The following is a 21,645-nucleotide window of genomic DNA, read 5'->3' as shown; positions in this document are numbered from 1 at the left end:
CAGAAAAAAGCAGGCAGGCTGTTTTTTCTGTCTGTGTTGAACAGATATGCATTCATTCTGGTTCCAGGGATGACAGTTCTGGCTCTTTGATGATTTTATCGAAAAAGAAGGCAAGACAACAGATCATAATTTTGAGCAGCATCCTGAAAGTGATAACAATCGAGTATACAGGACTGTTTTATCACGCTCTGCCGCATTTTCACATGAGAAGCAACGAAAAATCCCCACCACTGACCTAAAAACGATCAGGATGGGGATACGAGCGGTATCCAGATGCCTTTTTTTGCAAAGACGAAGACACATCCAAAAGTAAACGAGTCAATTAACAAGTTCAGAAGAAGAAATCTTCCTTTCCCTTTGGTCCATCCGGCAAGAAAACGGAGATCTTAATTGGAAGATGCAGCTCCATTCTCGCTGGATTCCGGCTTCTGGTCTGTCTGACACAGGCCATGATTGGCATGCCAGGCGTAATCTGCACAGGCCAGCATATAGCAGGCGGCTGTTTCAGCTCTTAAAATCCGGTTTCCAAGCGAGCAGAGAATAAATCCTTCCTGTTCAAGAAAATCCGCTTCGCCAGCCGTCAGGCCGCCTTCAGGGCCAATGACAAAGGTTGCTGAATGATCGATCCTGTCAAGGCTGCAGCAAAGATGCTGGCTGACATTTTCTTTTTCCCAGGCACAGAGATTCAGTTCGGACTGAAACTGACTCAGATCCTGCAGGCGGACTGGCTTTTCAATGGTCACCAGATTGGTCCGATTGGACTGCCGGCAGGCCCCTTCAAGAATGCTGGCCCATCGGGCCAGTTTCTTGTCAATTTTCTTGGGTTCAAGCGCAATGATGGTATTTGCACTGGTAAAGGGCACAATGCGGGTAACGCCCAGTTCGGCGGCTTTCTGGAGCATCCACTCAAATTTGTCCGCCTTGATCAAGGCTGCGCATAAAGTCAGTTCAGGCGGCGTATCGTTTGTCTGGTCCGTTTCCTCACTGACATATACATGCGGACGCTCCTGGACATGGCCATGATAGACGCGGCCGTTTCTGGAAATGATGCGGATGCGCTCTTTTGGTGTGGTGCGGGTGACGTGGAACAGGTGATGAGCAGTCTTTTCATCGAGCGTCAGAATCTTGCCGACATGGAGTTCCTCGTCAGTAAAAATCTGTTTCACTTGGATTCTTCCTGAGCCATGGCAACTAATTTACGAACATCGTATGGTTTAAGCCGTCTTGCCTGACCGGGTTTCAGATCGTCCACGGTTACAAATCCAAAACGGGAACGATTCAGCCTGCGCACTTCATGGCCTAATGCTTCCATCATTTTTTTGACCTGATGGTTGCGGCCTTCATAAATGGTCAGATCCACCAGCATACGATCTCTTGCATAGTCTTTATTCTTAATGAATACTTTGGCCGGAGAATATTTTTCTCCCTGATAGGTAAAACCTTTGCGCAGCTTTTTGACATCGTCTTCCGTCAACATGCCCTGCAGGTTGATTTCATACGTTTTTGGCAGGTGATAGCGCGGGTGCATCATCTGATTGGCAAACTCGCCATCATTGGTCAGCAGCAGAACCCCGCTGGTATCGTAGTCAAGACGTCCGACCGGGAACACACGGGGATTGGCCGGTACATAGTTCATGACGGTGTCGCGATCTTTATCATCTTTCACCGTCGTGACACAACCTTTTGGCTTATTGAGGACATAGTAGACTTTTTCTTCTTTGGACAGGGTCTTGCCATTGACCGTGATCCGGTCGCGGCTGTCGACCTTGGTCCCTAAAGTCGTAATGGTGCTGCCATTGACTTTCACTTTTCCAGCCAGAATCAGCTCTTCTGCTTTACGGCGTGAGCAGATTCCAGATTGCGCGATGACTTTCTGTAAACGTTCTTCCATCATCATGCCTCTCTTTCCATTTTTGTTATTTGTCTGATTGATTTAATTTTGCTTAAGACCTCATTTTCCCGATCAGAAAACAAAGCCTGAAATCCAGAATTGGCGCTGCCATGAATCAGTAATAAGAGGTCTGACCATTCGCAGTCTTTCTGCATAAAACCTCTCAGAGATCAGCAGCGAAATAAAATTTGAAATAAAACTTAATCTTCAGATTTCGATCAGCGCTTTGGAAAGCCAGAATCTACTCTGGTTTCCTCGCGCTTCTATTATCCTTTATCCTGGCAAAATTGTGACCTGTCTAGACCAGAAGAGCCAGAAACAAACCGAAAAGAAACCCGGACAAGACGGATTTCTTGGCCAACCCCCTTCATCGAGTGGCTTGAGCCGGATATCCATCCAGAAACTTGGCAGAGTTGATTGATTTCCTGTAATTTGGATCTCTGAAGTTTTGACGTCTGCGGTATAAATATCTGTGGTTTTTCTGTGGGACGATTTCTAATTGAGTGCTTGGCCAGCAGATTCCCCGGCTTCGATCGCCTGCTCGTTATTCTCTGATTTGTTTGTTGCTCTCTGCCTGTTCCTTTTTGGCAGGGCCAGCAGTTTCAAATGGTTCGCCATCTTGTTCTGACTGGGCACCATTCTCATTTGATCCATCAGCGGATGAAGAAGATTCTTCCTCTCGTTCAAAAAGCGGACTCGTTTTCGGATCTGTATCACATTCCGGAAGATCAGCCAGGCTTTCGAGCCCAAAAGCATCGTAGAAAGCACTGGAAACCCGATATAAAAGCGGGCGGCCGACGGTGTCTTTATTGCCGCACGTTTCAATCAGATCTCTGGCCTGCAGCTTTTTGAGCATCAGCTCACTCGATACGCCGCGAATTTCATCGATTTCAACGCGGGTAATCGGCTGGCGGTACGCAATCAGCGAAAGAACTTCCATCGCTGCATTGGATAAAGAACTGCTTTTCGCTTTGGAATACAGGCGTGAGGCATACGGATAGACCTTTTCTTTGGCGACAAATTTCCAACGTCCGCCATATTTGACCAGCTCAATCCCCCGTAATTCAGATACATAGTCTCTTCGAAGAAGTTCGAGAGCCTGGCCAAGTTCATCACGTGTGCATTCTTCAAAAGCCGACTGAATCTGGACAAGGGAGAGACCTTCTTCTCCGCTGGTGAAAATCAATCCTTCCAGGATGGGTCGGATTTTTTCAAAGAGATTTTCTGTATCCATATTTCCTCCTCTTCACTACAATAGACAGCCGCCAGACCATCATGGACCAGCTCAAGAATCGCCAGAAAGGTCACGACGACTTCATGAAGGGTTTTCGTATCCTCGAGCAGCTGTTCAAATGGAAATGGGGTATTCGTAAAGACATCCATCTTTAGAATCTGTTCCATCCGCTCTTCCACGGACAGTTCCTTCACTTCAACCTGCGTTTCATAGGGTTTTAAAATGGCATAACGGCGCATCAGACGCTCAAAGGCTTTCTGTAAATCAGCACTTTTTAAATGCAGCTTTACACTGGGATCTGGATGGGCCGACCATTCGTCAATCAGGCTGGCCGGAGCCCGGTCAAACTGGGACTGGCGGAGTTCATGAAGTTTTGAAAGCATCGCGGCTTCCTGTTTGCATTTTTCATATTCCTGCAGTCGTCTGGCCATTGCCTGGGCCGGATCTTCCTGATAAGAGTCTTCATCCATTTCAATTTCCTGCTTTTTGGGCAGAAGTTTGCGGGACTTGTATTCCATCAGCGATGTAAATTCAACCAGATATTCACTGCTCACATCCAGGCCCTTATTGAGGGCATGACGGATATAGGCAATGTATTGGGTGGCAAGAACATCGAGCTTGAGTTCAAATAAATCCAGTTTATTGGTATGGACCAGATGAAGCATCAGATCCAATGGTCCTTCAAACTGGTCCAGCGATACATTAAATTCCATGTCCCTGCCTCCTTCTTTTTTGATGGATAAAATCTCGCAGCACCAATGGATTCCATCTCTGTTCAATTCGTCAAATCCTCTTTGTACGATTTGTCGCTACATTCTGTCCATTCATTTCTGTCCGGCTTTTCCGTGCTCTTTCCTGGCAGGCAGGCTCTCCATTCCTTCTTTGCCTTCTGATTCTGATCTGCCAGGCACTATAACTTCTGGCCCTTTTTTCTGTCTGGGCTCTTTCTCTTTATTGGAAAGAAGGCAGGCGGAATGAATATTTTGGGTGGTTTCTGGCCAGGAGTTTCTCGCCTATGAATTGATCTGTATGATTTTTCAATCTAAAGGCCCAACAATTCAATTTGAATATTGTATGCAGAATCTGGATCAAATTTCAAACGGCCTAAAGAAAAGCATTCCGGTTTCCATTCTGTCTATTTCTTTTGGGTATTTTGTAAAAGAAGAATCCAGTCAAACGGCCTGCTCATTATTGATATACAAATACCATAGTCTGTCTGGCAGGATATTCTGGTTTTTCCGCCAGCATAGCCTGACTGCTGGATTGGAGCGCTGACTGATGCAGATCTTTCTTCGCGAATTCAGAGTACCATTTTCAAGCCCCGCGTGGACGAAAATCAACGATTTAGATTTTGCATAATTTTATGCGCTTTCAGAACGGGCTGGTTTTTCGATGAGTATAGATTTCCATGATTCTCCCAGAATTAGAGAGCTTTTTTTGCGCCTTGCATTTCGATTGTTTAAAATTCTAGGTGACCGGATCCCTCGATTCGGTCTTTATCCATAGCAGGAGGAGACGTTATGAAACGTGCTGTTCTGTTTTTACTGGCCGCTCTGTTCATCCTTCTGGTAATTGAACCCAATCTGGGTGGACAGCCGATGGCCAAAGAAGATAAGGTTCCGGTCTACAATCCAGACGAACCGCTTCAGACCAACGAGGATGTGGAAACACCCCGTTCCAGATCCAAAGCGCTGATTTATATTGATCCGGCCCGCGGGGGCAGTGATGTCGGCTACACCATCGATAACCAGCAGTCTGAAAAAGATCTGCTGATGCAGCTGGCCGTCACCATTGGCAGCGCACTTGAAAAAGCCGGATACCAGGTGGAATACTCACGATGGTACGACGATGTCCCAGCCTGTTCAAGTGAAGACAATTGCGAAACCGTACGTCTCGAACAGGCAAAAGCTGATCAGGCGGACTATGTGCTGTCGCTTGCGATGAACCAGGACTCTTCCCTGCATCGCGGCTTTTCCATCTTTACCCAGCCGAATAATCCCCAGCTCGATGATCTGACAAAGGAGCTTGCAGATCAGATTCAGGCGACCAGCTATTCACGCTTTGAAGGAATTGATACAGATCACTACGATTCCTTTGCCATCCTGAAAGACACTTCGATTCCTTCGATTCTGCTTCAGGTTGGCTATATCACAAATCCGACCGACTATTCCAAGCTCTCGGATACCAAGTTCCAGACCCGGATTGCCAATGCCATTACCCAGGCATTTCTCAATTCGGTTGACTAGCAAGAAAACCAGACTGGCTTAAAAGCTCATCTGGCTGTTTTTATGGACTGTCTTTTCTCTTTTTTGCGTCTGATTTGTTTGCAAACTGAATTTTTTCTTTTTTTTGACTGGCATTTTTGTATTCTTGAAATATACTTTTCAGGCATTTTTGCGAGAATGCATGATTTTAAGGCATTGATGCATAACTGCTGCCGCATCAATCCTGCCGATTTTCCCGGGCGGGGGATTCAGTCAGAAATGACTGCAAAAAAAGAAAGCACAAAAGCATTCAATTTTCAGACTAGAAAACTCCCACAGCAAAAAGGCAGAAAAGGCAGATCCCATTGATTTGATACGGAGGTGGATATGAGTACCAAAGAAATTTTTGATGGCAAGATTTTTTCCGTTGTCCAGAAAGAAATGGAGGTCAACGGCGCTCTGATGTGGCGCGACCTGGTCATTCATCCCGGGGGGGCTGCCATCAGTGTGATTGTGGATCACAAGATTTTGCTTGTCAGGCAGACCCGGGCTGGGATCGGCAATGTGCAGACTCTGGAAATCCCGGCGGGAACGATTGATGCCGGTGAAGATCCAATGGTCACTGCCAATCGTGAGCTGAATGAAGAAACCGGCTGCAAAGCCGAATCTTTATCGCTGATCACAGCCTTCTGGCCAACTCCAGGCTACGATTCGGAAGTCATTTATGTCTATCAGGCGCATGGTGTTTCCAAGGCAGAACACCGTCTGGCCATGGATGATACAGAAGATATCACGCTGGTCTGGATGGATCTCGAAGAAGCGTACCAGAAGATTGCTGGCGGCGAGATTCGTGATGGCAAAACTATTCTGGCCATTTATCACGCAAAGCTGCAGGAACTTGAAGCCATACGTGAAAAGTAAAAGACTTCCTGTTTTCGGCCAGAAACAGGAAGCAGTGAATTTTGGAATCAATCTTGATTGATTTGATAAGAAGAAAGATAAGAATACAAAGAAAGGTGTACTGAATGGAGAATTTTGTTTTCATCTCCCCAAACTATCCAGAAAGTTACTGGATGTTCTGCCGGGGGCTGAAGAGAATGGGTGCCAGAGTCCTTGCAGTCATTGATACTGATTACGACAATCTTCATCCGGAACTAAAACGAAACATCGACGAATGTTACAAAGTGTCTTCGTTCCACAACTACGATGAAGTGTATAAAGCTGTCGCCTATTTCGCCTTCAAATACGGCAAACCGGACTGGATCGAATCCAACAATGAAGCCTGGCTCGACCTGGATGCCAGACTTCGCGACGATTTCCATCTGGCCAGTGGTTTCTCACTGAAACAGATTCAGGAATTCCAGTCCAAATCCGCCATGAAGTCCTACTATGAAAAAGCCGGATTGAAAGTGGCCCCCTATTGCCTGCCGCACTCTCTTGAAGAAGCAAAAGCATTTGCCAGGGAGAATGGCTGGAATCTTGTTTTAAAACCGGATGTCGGCGTAGGCGCAAGCTATACCTGGCACATCCATGATGAGCAGGAAATGGATCGCTACTGGCATGAAGCCGAACAGATCGGCCTGCAGATGATTCTGGAAAAATTCATCAAAGGAAATGTCACAACGCTTGATGGTCTTGCCGATGGCGAAGGCAGGATCCGTTTCTTAAGCGGAATGAACTATGTTTCCAACTGCATGGATTCTGTCCAGAATCACGATTCCATTGGAACCTACTACAACTTTGAAATTTCCCCTGAACGTCAGCAGATTGCCAACCAGGTTATCCAGGCTTTTGGCATCCGCAACCGTTTCTTCCATGGAGAATATTTTGAACTGACCGAAGACCAGCCAGGTCTTGGTCACAAGGGAGATCTGGTCGCTCTGGAAATGAATTTCAGACCACCTGGAGGATTCTGTCCAGATCTGATCAACTACTCCTTTGATGAAGATATTTACAGTTTATGGGCACAGGTACTGCTGGAACAGAAATGTCCAGTTCATGAAAAGGCAAAATACTCGGCCGGATTTGTCGGCCGCCGGACAGGTGTGAATTATCGCAACTCCGTTGAGTTCTTAATGGATAAATATTCCAGTGAACTGATTGGAGTTGAAGTTCTGCCACCCGCTTTTGCGAGCGCAATGGGCGATGTCACCATCAAAGCCCGCTTCACCTCCCCGGAACGACGCGATGAATTCTATCGGGATTCTTTTGCGAAGTATTAATTCAACGCATTCTTCTAAAAACAGATCCTGGAGATTCAGTTTTGATCACCAAGTTTGATCTGTATTCCGATCAGCTTCATCGCAATGTGATGATTCACATGTATTTGCCCGATGACTATATTTCCAGTCAGAACCGATATCCTGTGCTCTATATGTTTGATGGCCATAACCTCTTCTTTGATGAAGATGCAACCTATGGCCGCAGCTGGCGGCTGCTCAATCCCTTATACCGATTGCCTCAGGAGATCATGGTTGTCGGTCTGGAATGCACCCATGAAGGCAACGAACGGTTAAGTGAATACGCCCCGTACCCTTTTTACGATCCAGAATATGATGGCGCTTTCGAGGGCAAAGGCCGACAGACGATGGACTTTATCGTCCAGACGCTCAAGCCTTACGTCGATACCCATTTTCCAACGCGTCCGGAGCGAAGCAAAACCTGGATTGGCGGCTCTAGCTGCGGCGGCCTGATGGCCATCTATGCTCTTTATGCTTACAGCCATGTCTTTTCCAAGGCAGCTGCCCTGTCCCCTTATGTTCTTCCCAGTCAGTCTTCTTTGCTGTACCATTCAGCAAGAGCCCATGTGAAGCTGCCAGGCAGCCTCTATCTTTCCTGGGGCGCAAGAGAAGGCAATACGGGCCATGAATTCATTCAGGAAACCCGTGTACTGACAACGCTGGCCAATATTCTTCTGAAAAAAGGAATCAAACTCCAGTTTGATGTCCAGCCAGAAGGAGAACACTGCGAAGCGCAATGGGAAGCTTTGGCGGATACCTTTCTGAGGTTTCTTTTAAAATGAACCGTAAACCTGTGATTCAAAAAATTGGCCGTTTTCAAGGCCGTACAATTGTTATTTCTGATATTCATGGAGCGTTGAAAACATATCAGAAGCTCCTGAAAAAAGTTGACTATAAACCCGGCAAGGATCGTCTGATCCTGCTGGGTGATTTAGTTGAAAAAGGCGACCAGTCGCTGGCTACCCTGCACTTTATCATGAAGCAGATGGATGCTGGTTTTGTTTATCCAATGATGGGCAACTGTGATTTTGTTGCCAAAAACGTTCTGTTTTCTTATCGGCTCGACTTCCTCAAACAAGTCCTGCTCAACAGAAAGCACTCTCTGATTCATGAAATGATCGCCCAGGCCGGTCTTCCCGCTTTAACTGAAGAGACCGACATGGATGCTCTCTGTTACGAGCTGCGCAAACGCTATCTCAAAGAGTTGTCCTTTCTCAATGATCTTCCTCATGTGATTGATACGCCAGACTATATTCTGGCTCACTCAGGAATAGCCAATGAGCAGACATTTGCGGATGACTTTCGGGATATCATGACTCGCTTTCAGTTCGATCAGGAAGATGTTCACTTTTCCAGACCAGTCATTGTGGGCCATATGCCCGTCAGCGAATACTGCGTTCTTTATCCCAGCTTTAACCCGAAACTGAACAGGGAAAAGAATATTATTTCCATTGACGGGGGAAATGTGGTCAAAAAAGCCGGGCAGCTCAATGCGCTGATTCTTTCGCACAATACCCTTCGGTTTGTGAACACCGATCTGCTGCCGAAAGTCAGAGCCCTCCATACCACCAGACCTGAAAATCAGTATTCGTTTTATATCAACTTCTCTCAGGGAGATGTTGAACTTCTTGAAAAGGGCGAAAACCAGTCCCTGGTCTATTCCCCTCACCTGCACCGCAGGATCTGGGTCGATAATGAATTCCTGATTGATGGCAAAGCCTCAAACTATACCAACTATGAACTGCCGCTGATCGCCGGACAGACCGTCCATCTGGTCAATGTCTGGGGTCACAAGGCGCAGGTCAAGCACCATGGTGTCATGGGCTGGACGGATCTGACCAATCTGTCTTATGATCCTGTTCTGGAACATGAAGATGCCGACCTCAACTGGTAAACAGATAGACTCTTGCTTACCAGCAATAGTTTTGCCAATCTGCAAGCGCGCAACCAAGCAAACCTTTACACCCACACAAAACAAATCAGGCAGTCTGACGAATATTCGATCGGGCTGCTTTTTTGTTGACCGGACATTTTTTACAATCTACCTACGCCAAAAGGCCAGATTCCTTTCAGCTTTCTGATCAGAATCTGGCCTTACTTGTGATTTCAAAGTTGGGAAAAAGCACCATAAGGAGTTATCGAGGGCTTATGGGGCAAGCCCAGCCAGACCACAGACTATACTGGTGTTTCTTCTGTATTTTCGGTTTCTTCCTCTTCTTTTTCTGTCTGAGCTTCAGCAGCTTTGGAGGCATCCATCGCAAGCTGAAGATATTGACAAAGAGTCGAAACCGCAGTTTTTGAAGTATGCCAGCTGGTCACTAGACGGATGATGACATTCTCATCCCAGTACGTCCAGATTTCAAAGTCGACTTTGTCTTTGAGGTACTCATACTGAACCTGGTTCAGAACCAGGAAGATCTGGTTGGTCGTTGACTTCATGAACAATGGATATCCAAGACGGATGATCTCATTTTGAATGATAGAAGCCAGCTCATTGGAATATTTGGCACACTGATAAAAGCTATCATTTTCAAACAGGCCAATAAACTGCATGGCAATCAGCCAGCCTTTGGCCAGAATGGCACCGCTCTGTTTCTGTACATGACGGAAATATGGCTTCAGATCGTTGTTGGTGATGACCACCGCTTCACCAAAGAGGGCACCGTTTTTGGTACCGCCAATCCAGAATAAGTCAGCCCACTTGGCAATGTCATTGAGTGTATAATCAATGCCGCTCATCAGCGCCTGTCCGATTCTTGCCCCATCAATCATGAGGTACATGTGGTTTTCTTTACAGATTCTGGAAATCTCTTCGAGTTCTTCACGGGTATAAACCGTTCCAAATTCCGTAGCATTGGACAGATAGACCAGTTTTGGTTCCATCAGAAAATGTTCATCAGAATTCAGCTTGTTGATTGTTTTAGACAAAGAAACAGCCGAAATTTTGCCGCTGCTGTTTGGAATCTGAATGATCTTATGTCCTGTCTGCTCAATCGCCCCCGCTTCATGCTGGACGATATGGGAGGAATCCGTGCACAGAACGCACTGGTACGGGCGCAGAACATGGCGCATCATCACGACATTGGTCAGCGTTCCCGATACAATAAAATGAATGTCAGATGGAACATCTGGAAGCTTGGACTGGATCAGTTCCCTGGCCCGTTGTGAATATTTGTCTTCTCCATAGCCGGGATTGGACTCATCATTGGCCTGCTGGAGAAGTTTCATGATCGGTTCAATACAGCCTTCTCCATAATCGTTGCGAAAAAAAATCATTGTTTCCCCTCTCTGAAAACCGTCTGACCACCCCTGATCCCCGGTTTTCTGCTTATCTTTTCTTATGATGGGCGATCAAAAGTCCCATGTCTATAAGCCATACTGATCCCTGTCAGTTTTCCGGCCTATAAATGATCGTTATTATTTTACTTCTTAGGCGCCTGGAAACTGACAGAAATCTCAATCTGTCAGTTTCTGAAGGATTTTTTGGAATTCTAAAGAAAAACGCGCCTCTTCTTCATTTACTTCAGCAAAGCCATTGAATAGGCCGGCAGAGTCAGGGTCTGTCCTTCAACAACAACATCCTGCGTACCGGTTAACAGCACCCCGCCCAGTTCAGCCGGCAGACCAGAAATCTGCATGGCAGACAGGTCGACACTCTGTGAGCTGTCGGATAAGTTGAAGACCAGAACAGTTTCCGAAGTTTCGGATTTCCGGTCAATGACCAGAACTGTATCGGTCGAAAGCTCCTGGGAAACAGTAGTCGGAGCTTCCGTAATGGAACGATAAGAATCCCGCAGAGCAATTGCCTGCATAACAAAATTGAGAATGGAACTGCCATCTTCTTTCTGCTGGGCAAGATTTCCAAATTCAAGGTTCACTTCAGCCGCTGGAGTTCCTTCCTGACCAGTCATTTCCGCACCCGTCAGATCTCCGCTTGCCGAGTAATCTTCAGCAGCGGCCGGTGCGGAGGCGATGGCATCCACAATCAGATCTGCCTGATCAGAAGTAAGACCCAGTTCATCGCCGGCGGTCACGAAAACCTGACCATTGAGCATCAGTTCAAGAGCCATGGCCATTTTATACTGGGCAATGCGATTATCGGATTTGAGCAGATCGAGCGAACCATCATCATTATTCAGGAAATACGCCGTCATATTCTGCGTCTTATTCGTATTGGATTCAAAGTAGTTGCCAAGATCTTTGGCCGTGATTGCACCGGTTACGGCTTTTGCGATCATCCCTTCAGCACCAGCAGAAGCACTATCCGCTGCATAGGCTGGGATTTCCCCCATCGGATCATTCCAGCTCGAATACTGGAAGACATTGATACAGTCCGGTTTGCGTTCTTTACAGATGGTATCAAACCACTTCATAAAGTCGGCATCTTTCTGGTCATCGTTCACATAGAGATTGTTATAGTCAGTCACGCAGAAGCCGCTCACGCCAAGAGAGAAGTAATGCTCAATCGCGCTGATCAAAAACTGCTTCCACACATGGCTGTCCAGATTGATTCGGGGAATGCTGCTTTGGGGCAGAGCCAGGTAGTAGTAAGGGGAAGATCCAATCTGAATCCAGTTTTCTTCGTTCTTATCTTTTTCAACATAAAATTCACCCATCAGAACTGGATCCTTTACGAATGGATCTTCACCATCCTGCAGGTTGTTGATCAGATCCTGCAAAGCAAGAAACTGGCTGTTTTCGGTGGAGATGCTCGTCACATCAATCGAGATCATGACCGGCATGCCAAGGTTGTTAGATTTTTCACAGAATGCAGCCAGGTCTTCATCACTTCCAAGCGCTGGATTGATCTGGCTGAATTCTTTGGTCGTGGAAGATTCATCGGTATAAATCAGGTTGGTCAGTAAAACACCTGAAAGATTCAGGTCGTCTTCAATGGTTTTCGTATTGCCATCGGACAGATATTCAAGATAATCGCTGACGGTGTTCAGTGTTCCAGGTTCATCTGCGCTTCGGGTAAACAGATTTGGATTGATCTGATACCAGACACGCATATCCCCACTGCCGTCAATGACATTTTTGGTATTGATCTCTTCCATCAGGCTTAATGGTGTGACGGGTGATTCTGTATTGTTAGACTGTTGCTGACATCCGGCCAGAGTCGTGCAAAGCATGGCTGCGGATAACGCAATAGACAGGATATTTTTAAATTTCATCGAGTTTGCGCAAGGAATGCCCCCGAAAGTACGAGATTGGGGAAGGAATTGCGCTTGCCTCCTTTCCGTTGGGCATGGAATCCAGGCTCTATACAGGGTACAGAAACCTTTCCTTAAGATTGAGTTTGTTTCAAGATCCGATCTCTTATCTCGCGAAGAAAAGACTGATGGTCCAATCGGATCTGTATGTTCTTGATTGATAGAGTACAGCTGGACAGATATCACTTTCTCCCTGCGGGCAGGCTTTTCGTAAAAACAGATACGGGGCTGAAAAGTCAGGCAGATCGTCTGTTGATAAAATCGGTCGATCCAGAACAAGAGGTCTGTACAGGTCCAAAACAGCAGGTCTGCAGCAAGGAATTGAGAAAGCAGCAGGCCGAAAGCGGCCGCTGGTTATTCTGTCATTGAAAAATCAAAGCAGAATGAAAAACTGAATTTCGGGTTTCTGCTTCTTATACAAGTTTAGCAGGCTCTAACTTCTGTCGTGAATCCTGAACCTGCTTCAGCATGAGAATAAATGTATTTTCTCTCTTTACTTTCTGATTTGAAAGATTAGAGCTTAAGGGCATATCTACTGCTCAGTGATGCGAGTCAACCCCAAAAAATCAGTATTGATTCTCTTACCGGCCCACCTAAGCTGAAAGGTTGATTAAAGATGGATTCCTCTCGGTCAGTTATCATGTAAGGCAAGTCCATCCCGTCAGAGAAAATCTCTGATTCAAACCATCTAACCAGATTGTACCTGATTAAACATCGTGTCACTGAAAAAAGTCCCGCTATCACATTAGAGGGATCTCAATCAGTATAAGAAATCCATGAAGGCAGGCAAGAAATCCGCTTAAAAAGGCTTTCATCTCTCCAATTTTCCCGCGATTTTGCACACTCCGACCAGAACGCGAAGATGAAAGCAGTCCAGTTTTTGCCCGGAAATCCTGTCGTTTAAAAGTTTTGAGCATTAACTTCCCTGTTTCTCAAAAAGAGAGATCTCTCTTTTTACAAAAAAAAAAAAAAAAAAACGGTCACTTCTTTTCAGACACGACAAAAACAGGTGCCCAAAGAGATCTGGGCACCTGTAAAATTCGTTTGATCCTTTTCAAAGTAGAAGAACAGAAGCAATCAGTCAGCTTTGTTCATGTCGTCTAAAAGACCCATTGGTTCGTCTTTGAAGATTCTTTCATCCATTAACTTCAGATCTTCTGCAATCGCTGGAATGAAGTCCATCTGATCGAGAACATCTTTCTGTAAATCGATTCCAGGAGCGATTTCAGTCAGTGTGAAGACGCCATCGCGTAATTCAAAGACAGCGCGTTCAGTGACGTACAGAACTTTCTGACCGGCATTCTTGGCGAATTCAGCGGAGAAAGTAATCTGTTCAACGTCGTTCATGAACTTCTTCACTTCACCTTCGTTGATGATTTCAAGTTTGCCATCGCCAATCTTTTCTTTTAAACCTTTTGCAGTGAACGTTCCACAGAAGACAACAACTGGTGTGGACTGGGTGATGTTAATGAAACCACCGCAGCCAGCAATTTTGGGTCCGAAACGGGAAACGTTGATGTTCCCGTTACGGTCACATTCAGCCAGACCCAAAAAAGCCTGATCCAGGCCGCCGCCATCGTAGAAATCAAACATGGCAGGAGAATCAATTGTACATTCAGGGTTAGTGGCCGAACCAAAGCCAACGCCTGAAGAAGGTACACCACCGATATTTCCGGCTTCAACAGTCATTTTCATGCCTGGTAGTTTTTCTTCGTTGGCAACTTTAGCAATTCCTTCTGGAATACCGATTCCAAGGTTTACGATCGCATTCTTGGAAAGTTCCATGGCCGCACGACGGCTGATCACCTTACGGGCATTGAGCGGCATCTTTTCCATCGCGCCAAGCGGCTTTTTGATCTGGCCGGACAGTTCAGGCAGATATGGATTCATATAAGTCTGCCAGGAGTTATCCGGTGTTCCCTGAACGATGTAGTCAACCATGATTCCAGGTACTTTAACGTCTTTGGGATTGAGCGATCCATTCTGGACGATATTTTCGACCTGAGCAATAACGATACCGCCAGTGTTATGAGCGGCTTCAGCCATAGCCAGAGCTTCCAGGAAGGCAGCTTCTTTATCCATGGTTACGTTGCCGCTTTCATCGGCTAATGTACCACGGATAACAGCAACATCAATTTTCTTTGGTGATTTGTAGCGCAGGTACTCTTCCCCATCGATCACCATGAGTTCTACCAGGTCATCTTTGGTGATATCGTTCATTTTGCCGCCTTCTACGCGAGGGTCAACAAAGGTATTCAGACCGATCTTTGTAATGACACCTGGACGATTGCCGGCAACTTCACGAAGCAGCTGGGCCAGCGTTCCGATTGGAAGGTTCCAGGCCTGAACTTTATTGTCTGTAACCAGTTTCTGTAAAGCAGGGACAAGGTTCCAGTGACCACCAACGATGGAACGCAGCAGACCTTCGTGAGCCAGATGATTCATGCCCAGCCGGTCTGTTCCATCCCCAACGTTTGTCGGGAAAAACAGATCGATATCGCGTGGATGTCCAGTTTTGAGGAAACGGTCTTCAATGGCATAGGTCACTTCCTGAGGATGACCCATTCCGATAAAACCAAGCATAGTCAGCCGGTCGCCGTCTTTGACAAGTTCAGCAGCCTGAGCTGGAGTAATGACTTTTGACACAATGATTCTCCTTCTATTCTTCTTGTTTCTTATAATCGTGAAATTGTTTGACTCCAAAACTGTCTCTACTGTCATGAAAGAGGCAGCGGATCCAAAAAAAACGAAAGACCAGCAGCTTTTCACACAGGCAACGCCCGAAACCGCTGGTCTGATCTACGGGCCAGACACAACGATAAACGTCAGTCCTGACTGTTGACAGATTTCAGATCAGGAGCCAAAGACCTGATCCAGATCCATCGTTATTCATCTGAACCTCTTTCCATATATGTCGAATATGTAGATCGTACGCAGATCGATACGATATCCACCGATATTCTCTCGAGATATCCTGTCACAAAGACTGCATCTGTACAGATTGAGATTCAATATGCAAAGGTTGTCCTTCGGCGCTGAGATGGTGGACATGGACAGTGAAAAACTGTACAATCCATCTTCGAAAACACCTTAAGTCTGCTTTTTTGCTTATTTGTTTTTGAACTGTTTGTCTTTAACTTTATTCAGGAAGCAATCCATACCGTATTTCTGGTCTTCAGTAGCGAAGCAGCCGGAGAACTGTTCAACTTCAGTCTGAATACCCTCATCGATGGTTTCATTCAGACCGTCGTTGATTGCTTTCTTAGAAGCGGCTACCGCTTTTGGAGCGTTTTTCGCAATCCCCTTAGCCATTTTTAAAGCAGCTGGCATGAGTTCTTCATGAGGATAAACCGCATTCACCAGACCGATTTCAAGAGCTTTTGGGGCTTTGATATTGCGGGCTGTATAGATGATTTCTTTTGCCAGACCAACTGGAATCAGGCGAGCCAGGCGCTGAGTGCCTCCAAATCCTGGAGTGATGCCCAGACCAACTTCAGGCTGTCCGAATACTGCATTGTCAGCAGCCAGACGAATATCGCAGGACATGGCCAGTTCGTTTCCGCCGCCAAGAGCAAAACCGTTTACGGCAGCAATGACTGGTTTGTTCAGGGTTTCAATTTCACGGAAAACTTTGTTTCCGAATGCGCCGTATTTGGCAGCTTCTTCAACGTTTTTATCTTTCATTTCGGCAATATCGGCACCGGCAACGAAAGATTTATCCCCTGCACCAGTTACGATGACTGCATAGATGTCATCATCGTTTTTAACGTCATTGACCGCAGCGTCAAGATCTTCTAACACTTCAGTTGACAGAGCGTTGAGGGCTTTTGGGTTGTTGATGGTAATGATGGCCACGTTGCCATCTTTTTCAAGAAGTACTTTATTCATGATTTATCCTTTCTCTCTATTTCAGTCTGCCCGGAGATGATTGTTAAAAAGCGGGCTGATCAACTCTGAAAAAAAGGGGAAACTGCAAGTTCCCCCTTAATTTGTCGGTTCTTATTTCTTGTAGCTGTAGAAGCCTTCGCCAGTTTTGCGGCCGAGTTTTCCAGCGCGAACCATTTTCTTGAGCAGAGTTGTAGGACGGTATTTTGGATCACCAGTTTCGTCATACAGAACGTTCATGATTGCGAGGCAGACATCAAGACCGATTAAGTCACCAAGAGCGAGAGGTCCCATGGGGTGGTTGGCACCAAGCTGCATAGCTGTATCGATATCGGAAGCAGAAGCGAGGCCTTCTTGCAGAATGCCAGTTGCTTCATTGATCATTGGGATCAGGATGCGGTTAACAACAAAGCCAGGTCCTTCTTTAACTTCTACTGGAGTTTTACCAATTGCTTTAGAAGTTTCGATGATGGTTTCTTTCACTTCGTCAGGAGTATTAGCACCAGAGATAACTTCTACCAGTTTCATACGGTCTGCTGGATTGAAGAAGTGCATGCCGATGACTGGATGTTTAATGCCGTTAGCGATTTCAGTAATGGACAGAGAAGAAGTATTGGTAGCGAAGATAGCGTCTTCTTTAACAATCTCATCAAGTTTGTGGAATACTTCTTTTTTCAGAGGCATCTGTTCGAGAGCAGCTTCAACGATTAAATCGCAGTCTGCGAGATCTTCGTATTCACCAGCTTTGAGGTTGGATTTAGCAGTTTCAGCAGCTTCAGGAGTGATTTTTCCTTTCGCAACGAGTTTGTCTTTGGATGCGCAGATTTTGTTTACACCGTTTTCTGCCCATTCTTTTTTAACATCAACAACGGTTACAGGGTTTCCAGCGGATGCAAATGCATTTGCGATGCCCTGGCCCATAGTACCAGCGCCGACTACGCCTACTTTTGTCATGATATTCTCTCCTTTTATCTTTGAAATGATGCTGTTGCAGTCAGAATAATCTGAGCGGCTGACGGCAACAGAAACAGAATAAGGAACAGGTCATGACGAATCGTCCTAGAACTGATCCGTCATGCCTGTAGAATGCAAATCTCAGTTTTGATGCTGATTAAACGATCTGATTAAGCAGCTTTGATTTTTTTGATTTCTTCAATCAGGACTGGCAGAACCTGTTCAACAGTTCCTACATATCCCTGGTTAGCAATCTTGAAGATTTCAGCTTCTGGGTCACGGTTGATCGCGATGATGTAATCGGATTTTTCCATACCCGCTACATGCTGAACGGCACCAGAGATACCGCAGGCAATGTACAGATTTGGACGAACTGTTTTACCAGTCTGGCCAACCTGTCTTTCTTTTGGCAGGAAGCCATCTTCAACAGCAGCACGAGTTGCAGCAACTTCACCACCGAGCAGGCTGGCGAGTTCTTCAACCAGGTCAAGAGCACCTTCAGCCCCACGGCCAGCACCAACGAGAACGTCACATTTTGTGATGTCTACGCCAGCAACTTCTTTTGGTTCAACGCCTTCAACCACAACTTCTGGCGCTTTGTCATCCCATACTGGAGCAAATTCAATGACTTCACCAGTTCTGGAAGCATCTGGTTTTGCCATGTCAAATACTTTCGGACGGATGGTAGCCATCTGTGGACGAGTATTGGGGCAGACGATTGTACCGAACAGGTTACCGCCGAAAGTAGGACGGGTAACGAGCAGCAGTGCATCATCATTTGGAATTTCACGAACGCCTTCACGGGAGTTCAGTTTTACATCTTTACCAATTTCAATACCAGTTGCATCAGCAGTCAGACCTGCATTGATACGGGCCGCAACACGTGGAGCAAGGTCGCGTCCGAGAACAGTTGCACCTGTTAACAGAGAAGATGGTTTGAATTTTTCGATCATCTGAGTCAGTGCGTCTGTGTAGTACTGAGTGGAGTAGTCTTTCAGTTTTGGATCATCAATGACGATCACTTCGTCAGCGCCATGAGCGATGACGTCCTGTGCTTTATCCTTAACATTTTCGCCAAGGAGTACACCAACGACTTTGTAGCCGAGTTCCGGAGCCGCATCAACCAGCTCTCTGGCTTTGTTGATGAGCTCGTAACCAACTTCAGCTGGTTCGGAGTTTTTCTGTTCTACAAATACGTAAATATCTTTGTAATCTGGAAATGTAGCCATGACGTTCCTTTCTACTTCTTAATCAGCTGTTTCTCTTTCAGAGTTTCAGCAATCTGTTTTCCGGTTTCTTCTGCAGGCAGGTTAAAGGTTTCTGTAGCAGCCGTTACATCTTTTGTGAAGGTTCTGAATACCTGAGTTGGAGATCCGGCAAGACCGATCTGTTCCATTGGCAGGTTTTCAGCAAGATCATCGTAAGTCATGATGACAACTGGATTGTTGAAGGAATCAACGATATCCACGCAGTTCATGTAACGAGGTTTATTCATACCGGACAGAGTTGTAATAACAGCCGGGAGTTGAACAGAAACAATCTGGTCTTCATCTTCGAGGGATTTTTTAACTTTGATATGGTCTGGAGCAACTTCCAGAACTTCATCAACGTAAGTTACCTGAGGAATGCCAAGACGTTCAGCAGTCTGAGGACCAACCTGAGCGGTGTCACCATCAATAGCCTGACGGCCGGCGATGATCAGGTCGTAGCCAATTTTATCCAGAGCCGCAGCCAGGGTTCTGGATGTTGCGCATGTATCCGCACCACCAAGTCTTCTGTCAGTCAGCAGGTAAGCTTTGTCAGCACCACGTGCGATTGCTTCCTGGAGCATGCCAGCAGCCTGAGGTGGACCCATGGAGAGAACTTCAACGACAACGTCGTCGGATTTATCTTTTAATTCAAGAGCCGCTTCGAGACCAGCTAAATCATCTGGGTTGATGATGGAAGGAACGCCATCACGAACCAGAGTACCGGTTTTTTTGTCGACTGTAATTTCAGTTGAGTCAGGGACCTGTTTAGCTAAAACAACAATTTTCATATCGTTCCGTTTTCCTTTCCACTACCGAAGCACTGCGCCGGAGATAACCATGCGCTGAACTTCTGATGTTCCTTCGTAGATCTCAGTGATCTTGGCATCACGGAACATTCTTTCAACTGGCAGGTCGCGGGTATAACCATAACCACCCATCAGCTGGATGCACTTGGTTGTTACTTCCATAGCAACTTCAGCTGCGAACAGTTTTGCTTCAGCTGCCAGTACTGTATACGGTTTGCCTTCTTCTTTTGCCATTGCAGCACGGTAAACGAGCATCTTCGCTGCATCGATCTTTGTCTGCAGGTTGGCAAGGACAAACTGTGTATTCTGGAATTTAGCAATTGGACGTCCGAACTGCTTTCTTTCCTTAACGTATTTAACGGTTTCTTCTAATGCGCCTTCGGCGATGCCAAGAGCCTGAGCTGCGATACCGATACGGCCGCCGTCAAGAGTAGACATGGCTACTTTGAAGCCTTTGCCTTCGCCGCCTAAAAGGTTTTCTTTTGGAACGCGGACGTTGTTGAAGATCAGCTCGGATGTAGCGGAACCACGGATACCGAGTTTCTTTTCATGCTGACCAATGGTAAAGCCCGGAGTGTCCTTTTCAACGATGAAAGCGGAAATTCCTTTGTTGCCTTTGGATTTGTCAGTCATTGCGAAAATGATATAAACATCTGCTTCACCAGCGTTGGTGATGAAGATTTTTGTACCATTGATTACATATTCGTCGCCATCAAGAACAGCAGTTGTCTGCTGACCAGCAGCATCTGTACCAGCGTTTGGTTCTGTTAAACCAAATGCACCCAGTTTTTCACCGGAAGCCAGTGGTCTGAGATATTTTTCTTTCTGTTCTGGAGTACCGTACTGGGCAATTGGCCAAGTACCTAAAGAAGTGTGGGCAGATAATACAACACCTGTGGTTGCGCAGGTCTTGGATAATTCCTCGACAGCAAGGATGTAAGACAGATAATCTGCACCAGCTCCACCGTATTCACGTGGATAAGGGATACCCAGCATTTTTGCCTGACGAAGAATTTCTACGTTTTCTTTTGGGAAACGTTCTTTTTCGTCGACGTCAGCAGCATTGTCTTTTACTTCTGCCTGGGCAACTTCCCGGAACAACTTCTGCATCAGTTTCTGTTGTTCTGTTAAATTGAAATCCATAAAATTGAAGTTCTCCTTTCTCTTCAGCCTGAACTTTGGATTCTCGGGCAAAGACGCACCTCCACAGCGGACTTTGCACTACCCAAATAATAGCCCTTAAAAAAAGACTGTCAATTTCGGATGTGAATCATTTCACTAAGAAATTGCATTTTCGCGTTCCTTTTCTTGGGTTTTCTGCGTTTTTATCAGGTAATTATGGCGAATTGTGCGATAAATATCTTGAATCCGATTTCATCTGAAAAAGTGAATTAAATCACAGCTTTTTCGTACCAAATTTCCATACAGTCAATGTATGCGATTTCAATCGTGACAAAAATCACAACTAGGTTTATCGTAAAGAGCCGTTTTTCAGGCGCATGCTCCTCATTAAAACAAAGTCGAATTCAGACACCAAGTTTTTTCGTTTTTTTTATGGAAAATCGTGGCTATTTTATCGAAAATCTATGGCCGCTATTCCGAATTTAACCAAACTGATCAGGAGCATCCCGCTCTCTTTTCTTTCTTCTTCCCTGCCTTCCGCCCTTTTTGCCAGATCCAAATCTGACTTTGTTCTTTTTTGGACAAGCCAATCCTCGTTCACTGCCATATTCGATCCTGTCTGCTTTTTTCAAATTTCAAAATCCAAATCTTTCTCAAAACGCATTCTGTCTTATCGAACAAGCCATCGCCCATACCTGACTGTTTGACTGGCTGCCTGGTTTTGTCTGGAGTTTTCCTTTTGCGCTGTAATTTTCAATTTAGACTTCTTAATCAGGCTTTTCTTTTCCCCTGACTCATGAGCCAGGACGGAATCCAGACTTTCCACAAATCATTCTGACTTGATTT

At 45.8% G+C, this 21,645-nt stretch carries 17 protein-coding genes; 5 read left to right on the top strand and 12 right to left on the bottom strand.

Annotated features, from left to right (window positions below):
- Nucleotides 1-386 precede the first annotated feature (386 nt).
- The 4 genes from U4956_RS14165 to U4956_RS14150 all read right to left on the bottom strand — a co-directional run bounded on the left by U4956_RS14165 (nucleotide 387) and on the right by U4956_RS14150 (nucleotide 3,838).
- Complete coding sequence (locus U4956_RS14165; protein WP_323091371.1) at nucleotides 387-1,166, bottom strand: RsmE family RNA methyltransferase; 780 nt, start codon at nucleotides 1,164-1,166, stop codon at nucleotides 387-389.
- A complete protein-coding gene (locus U4956_RS14160; RefSeq protein ID WP_323091514.1) occupies nucleotides 1,163-1,891 on the bottom strand; it encodes a pseudouridine synthase in 729 nt (242 codons plus the stop codon). Before U4956_RS14160 ends, U4956_RS14165 begins: the two co-directional genes overlap by 4 nt.
- Before the next feature lie 544 nt (nucleotides 1,892-2,435).
- Nucleotides 2,436-3,125 carry an SMC-Scp complex subunit ScpB gene (gene scpB, locus U4956_RS14155; protein WP_323091370.1) on the bottom strand — a complete coding sequence of 230 codons (690 nt, stop codon included), beginning with the start codon at nucleotides 3,123-3,125 and terminating at the stop codon, nucleotides 2,436-2,438.
- Nucleotides 3,074-3,838, bottom strand: a complete 765-nt coding sequence (locus tag U4956_RS14150) for a segregation and condensation protein A (RefSeq protein ID WP_323091369.1) — start codon at nucleotides 3,836-3,838, stop codon at nucleotides 3,074-3,076. Before U4956_RS14150 ends, scpB begins: the two co-directional genes overlap by 52 nt.
- Nucleotides 3,839-4,645: 807 nt before the next feature.
- Here U4956_RS14150 and U4956_RS14145 point away from each other — a divergent pair.
- The 5 genes from U4956_RS14145 to U4956_RS14125 all read left to right on the top strand — a co-directional run bounded on the left by U4956_RS14145 (nucleotide 4,646) and on the right by U4956_RS14125 (nucleotide 9,463).
- Nucleotides 4,646-5,371 carry an N-acetylmuramoyl-L-alanine amidase gene (locus U4956_RS14145; protein WP_323091368.1) on the top strand — a complete coding sequence of 242 codons (726 nt, stop codon included), beginning with the start codon at nucleotides 4,646-4,648 and terminating at the stop codon, nucleotides 5,369-5,371.
- A gap of 345 nt (nucleotides 5,372-5,716) precedes the next feature.
- Nucleotides 5,717-6,250, top strand: a complete 534-nt coding sequence (locus U4956_RS14140; RefSeq protein ID WP_323091367.1) for an NUDIX hydrolase — start codon at nucleotides 5,717-5,719, stop codon at nucleotides 6,248-6,250.
- Between the two features lie 104 nt (nucleotides 6,251-6,354).
- Nucleotides 6,355-7,551 carry an ATP-grasp domain-containing protein gene (locus U4956_RS14135; RefSeq protein ID WP_323091366.1) on the top strand — a complete coding sequence of 399 codons (1,197 nt, stop codon included), beginning with the start codon at nucleotides 6,355-6,357 and terminating at the stop codon, nucleotides 7,549-7,551.
- A 41-nt stretch (nucleotides 7,552-7,592) separates the two neighbouring features.
- Nucleotides 7,593-8,351 (top strand): alpha/beta hydrolase, encoded by a 759-nt coding sequence (locus tag U4956_RS14130; RefSeq protein WP_323091364.1) that lies wholly within the window; start codon nucleotides 7,593-7,595, stop codon nucleotides 8,349-8,351.
- The gene (locus tag U4956_RS14125; protein ID WP_323091363.1) at nucleotides 8,348-9,463 is read left to right on the top strand and encodes a metallophosphoesterase; all 1,116 of its coding nucleotides are present in this window, start codon (nucleotides 8,348-8,350) and stop codon (nucleotides 9,461-9,463) included. The genes U4956_RS14130 and U4956_RS14125 overlap by 4 nt, the downstream gene beginning before the upstream one ends.
- Nucleotides 9,464-9,744: 281 nt before the next feature.
- Here U4956_RS14125 and U4956_RS14120 read toward each other — a convergent pair whose 3' ends face one another.
- From U4956_RS14120 to U4956_RS14085, 8 genes are all read right to left on the bottom strand, one after another.
- Nucleotides 9,745-10,845: a threonine aldolase family protein gene (locus U4956_RS14120; RefSeq protein WP_323091361.1), complete on the bottom strand. Its 1,101-nt coding sequence runs from the start codon at nucleotides 10,843-10,845 to the stop codon at nucleotides 9,745-9,747.
- A gap of 242 nt (nucleotides 10,846-11,087) precedes the next feature.
- Nucleotides 11,088-12,743, bottom strand: coding sequence for an alpha-amylase family glycosyl hydrolase (locus tag U4956_RS14115; RefSeq protein ID WP_323091360.1), 1,656 nt, complete (start codon nucleotides 12,741-12,743; stop codon nucleotides 11,088-11,090).
- Nucleotides 12,744-13,859: 1,116 nt separating this feature from the next.
- Nucleotides 13,860-15,428, bottom strand: coding sequence for an acyl CoA:acetate/3-ketoacid CoA transferase (locus U4956_RS14110; RefSeq protein ID WP_323091359.1), 1,569 nt, complete (start codon nucleotides 15,426-15,428; stop codon nucleotides 13,860-13,862).
- A 462-nt stretch (nucleotides 15,429-15,890) separates the two neighbouring features.
- Nucleotides 15,891-16,670, bottom strand: coding sequence for an enoyl-CoA hydratase-related protein (locus tag U4956_RS14105; protein ID WP_323091358.1), 780 nt, complete (start codon nucleotides 16,668-16,670; stop codon nucleotides 15,891-15,893).
- 111 nt (nucleotides 16,671-16,781) lie between these two features.
- A complete protein-coding gene (locus tag U4956_RS14100) occupies nucleotides 16,782-17,621 on the bottom strand; it encodes a 3-hydroxyacyl-CoA dehydrogenase family protein (RefSeq protein ID WP_323091357.1) in 840 nt (279 codons plus the stop codon).
- 170 nt (nucleotides 17,622-17,791) lie between these two features.
- Nucleotides 17,792-18,850 (bottom strand): electron transfer flavoprotein subunit alpha/FixB family protein, encoded by a 1,059-nt coding sequence (locus tag U4956_RS14095; protein ID WP_323091356.1) that lies wholly within the window; start codon nucleotides 18,848-18,850, stop codon nucleotides 17,792-17,794.
- 11 nt (nucleotides 18,851-18,861) lie between these two features.
- Nucleotides 18,862-19,659 carry an electron transfer flavoprotein subunit beta/FixA family protein gene (locus tag U4956_RS14090; protein ID WP_323091354.1) on the bottom strand — a complete coding sequence of 266 codons (798 nt, stop codon included), beginning with the start codon at nucleotides 19,657-19,659 and terminating at the stop codon, nucleotides 18,862-18,864.
- Between the two features lie 21 nt (nucleotides 19,660-19,680).
- Nucleotides 19,681-20,820 (bottom strand): acyl-CoA dehydrogenase, encoded by a 1,140-nt coding sequence (locus U4956_RS14085; protein ID WP_323091353.1) that lies wholly within the window; start codon nucleotides 20,818-20,820, stop codon nucleotides 19,681-19,683.
- Nucleotides 20,821-21,645 lie beyond the last annotated feature (825 nt).

The sequence above is a fragment of the Allobaculum sp. JKK-2023 genome (genome assembly GCF_034745455.1).
GTDB lineage: Bacteria > Bacillota_I > Bacilli_A > Erysipelotrichales > Erysipelotrichaceae > Allobaculum.
Note: the sequence above shows the minus strand (reverse complement) of the source record. Positions and strands in the feature narration are given on the sequence as shown.

Coding starts and splice junctions, on each gene's coding strand:
- U4956_RS14085 (WP_323091353.1), bottom strand. CDS start 20,820: ATGGATTTCAATTTAACAGAACAACAGAAACTGATGCAGAAGTTGTTC.
- U4956_RS14105 (WP_323091358.1), bottom strand. CDS start 16,670: ATGAATAAAGTACTTCTTGAAAAAGATGGCAACGTGGCCATCATTACC.
- scpB (WP_323091370.1), bottom strand. CDS start 3,125: ATGGATACAGAAAATCTCTTTGAAAAAATCCGACCCATCCTGGAAGGA.
- U4956_RS14160 (WP_323091514.1), bottom strand. CDS start 1,891: ATGGAAGAACGTTTACAGAAAGTCATCGCGCAATCTGGAATCTGCTCA.
- U4956_RS14135 (WP_323091366.1), top strand. CDS start 6,355: ATGGAGAATTTTGTTTTCATCTCCCCAAACTATCCAGAAAGTTACTGG.
- U4956_RS14120 (WP_323091361.1), bottom strand. CDS start 10,845: ATGATTTTTTTTCGCAACGATTATGGAGAAGGCTGTATTGAACCGATC.
- U4956_RS14140 (WP_323091367.1), top strand. CDS start 5,717: ATGAGTACCAAAGAAATTTTTGATGGCAAGATTTTTTCCGTTGTCCAG.
- U4956_RS14090 (WP_323091354.1), bottom strand. CDS start 19,659: ATGAAAATTGTTGTTTTAGCTAAACAGGTCCCTGACTCAACTGAAATT.
- U4956_RS14145 (WP_323091368.1), top strand. CDS start 4,646: ATGAAACGTGCTGTTCTGTTTTTACTGGCCGCTCTGTTCATCCTTCTG.
- U4956_RS14100 (WP_323091357.1), bottom strand. CDS start 17,621: ATGACAAAAGTAGGCGTAGTCGGCGCTGGTACTATGGGCCAGGGCATC.
- U4956_RS14125 (WP_323091363.1), top strand. CDS start 8,348: ATGAACCGTAAACCTGTGATTCAAAAAATTGGCCGTTTTCAAGGCCGT.
- U4956_RS14095 (WP_323091356.1), bottom strand. CDS start 18,850: ATGGCTACATTTCCAGATTACAAAGATATTTACGTATTTGTAGAACAG.
- U4956_RS14150 (WP_323091369.1), bottom strand. CDS start 3,838: ATGGAATTTAATGTATCGCTGGACCAGTTTGAAGGACCATTGGATCTG.
- U4956_RS14115 (WP_323091360.1), bottom strand. CDS start 12,743: ATGAAATTTAAAAATATCCTGTCTATTGCGTTATCCGCAGCCATGCTT.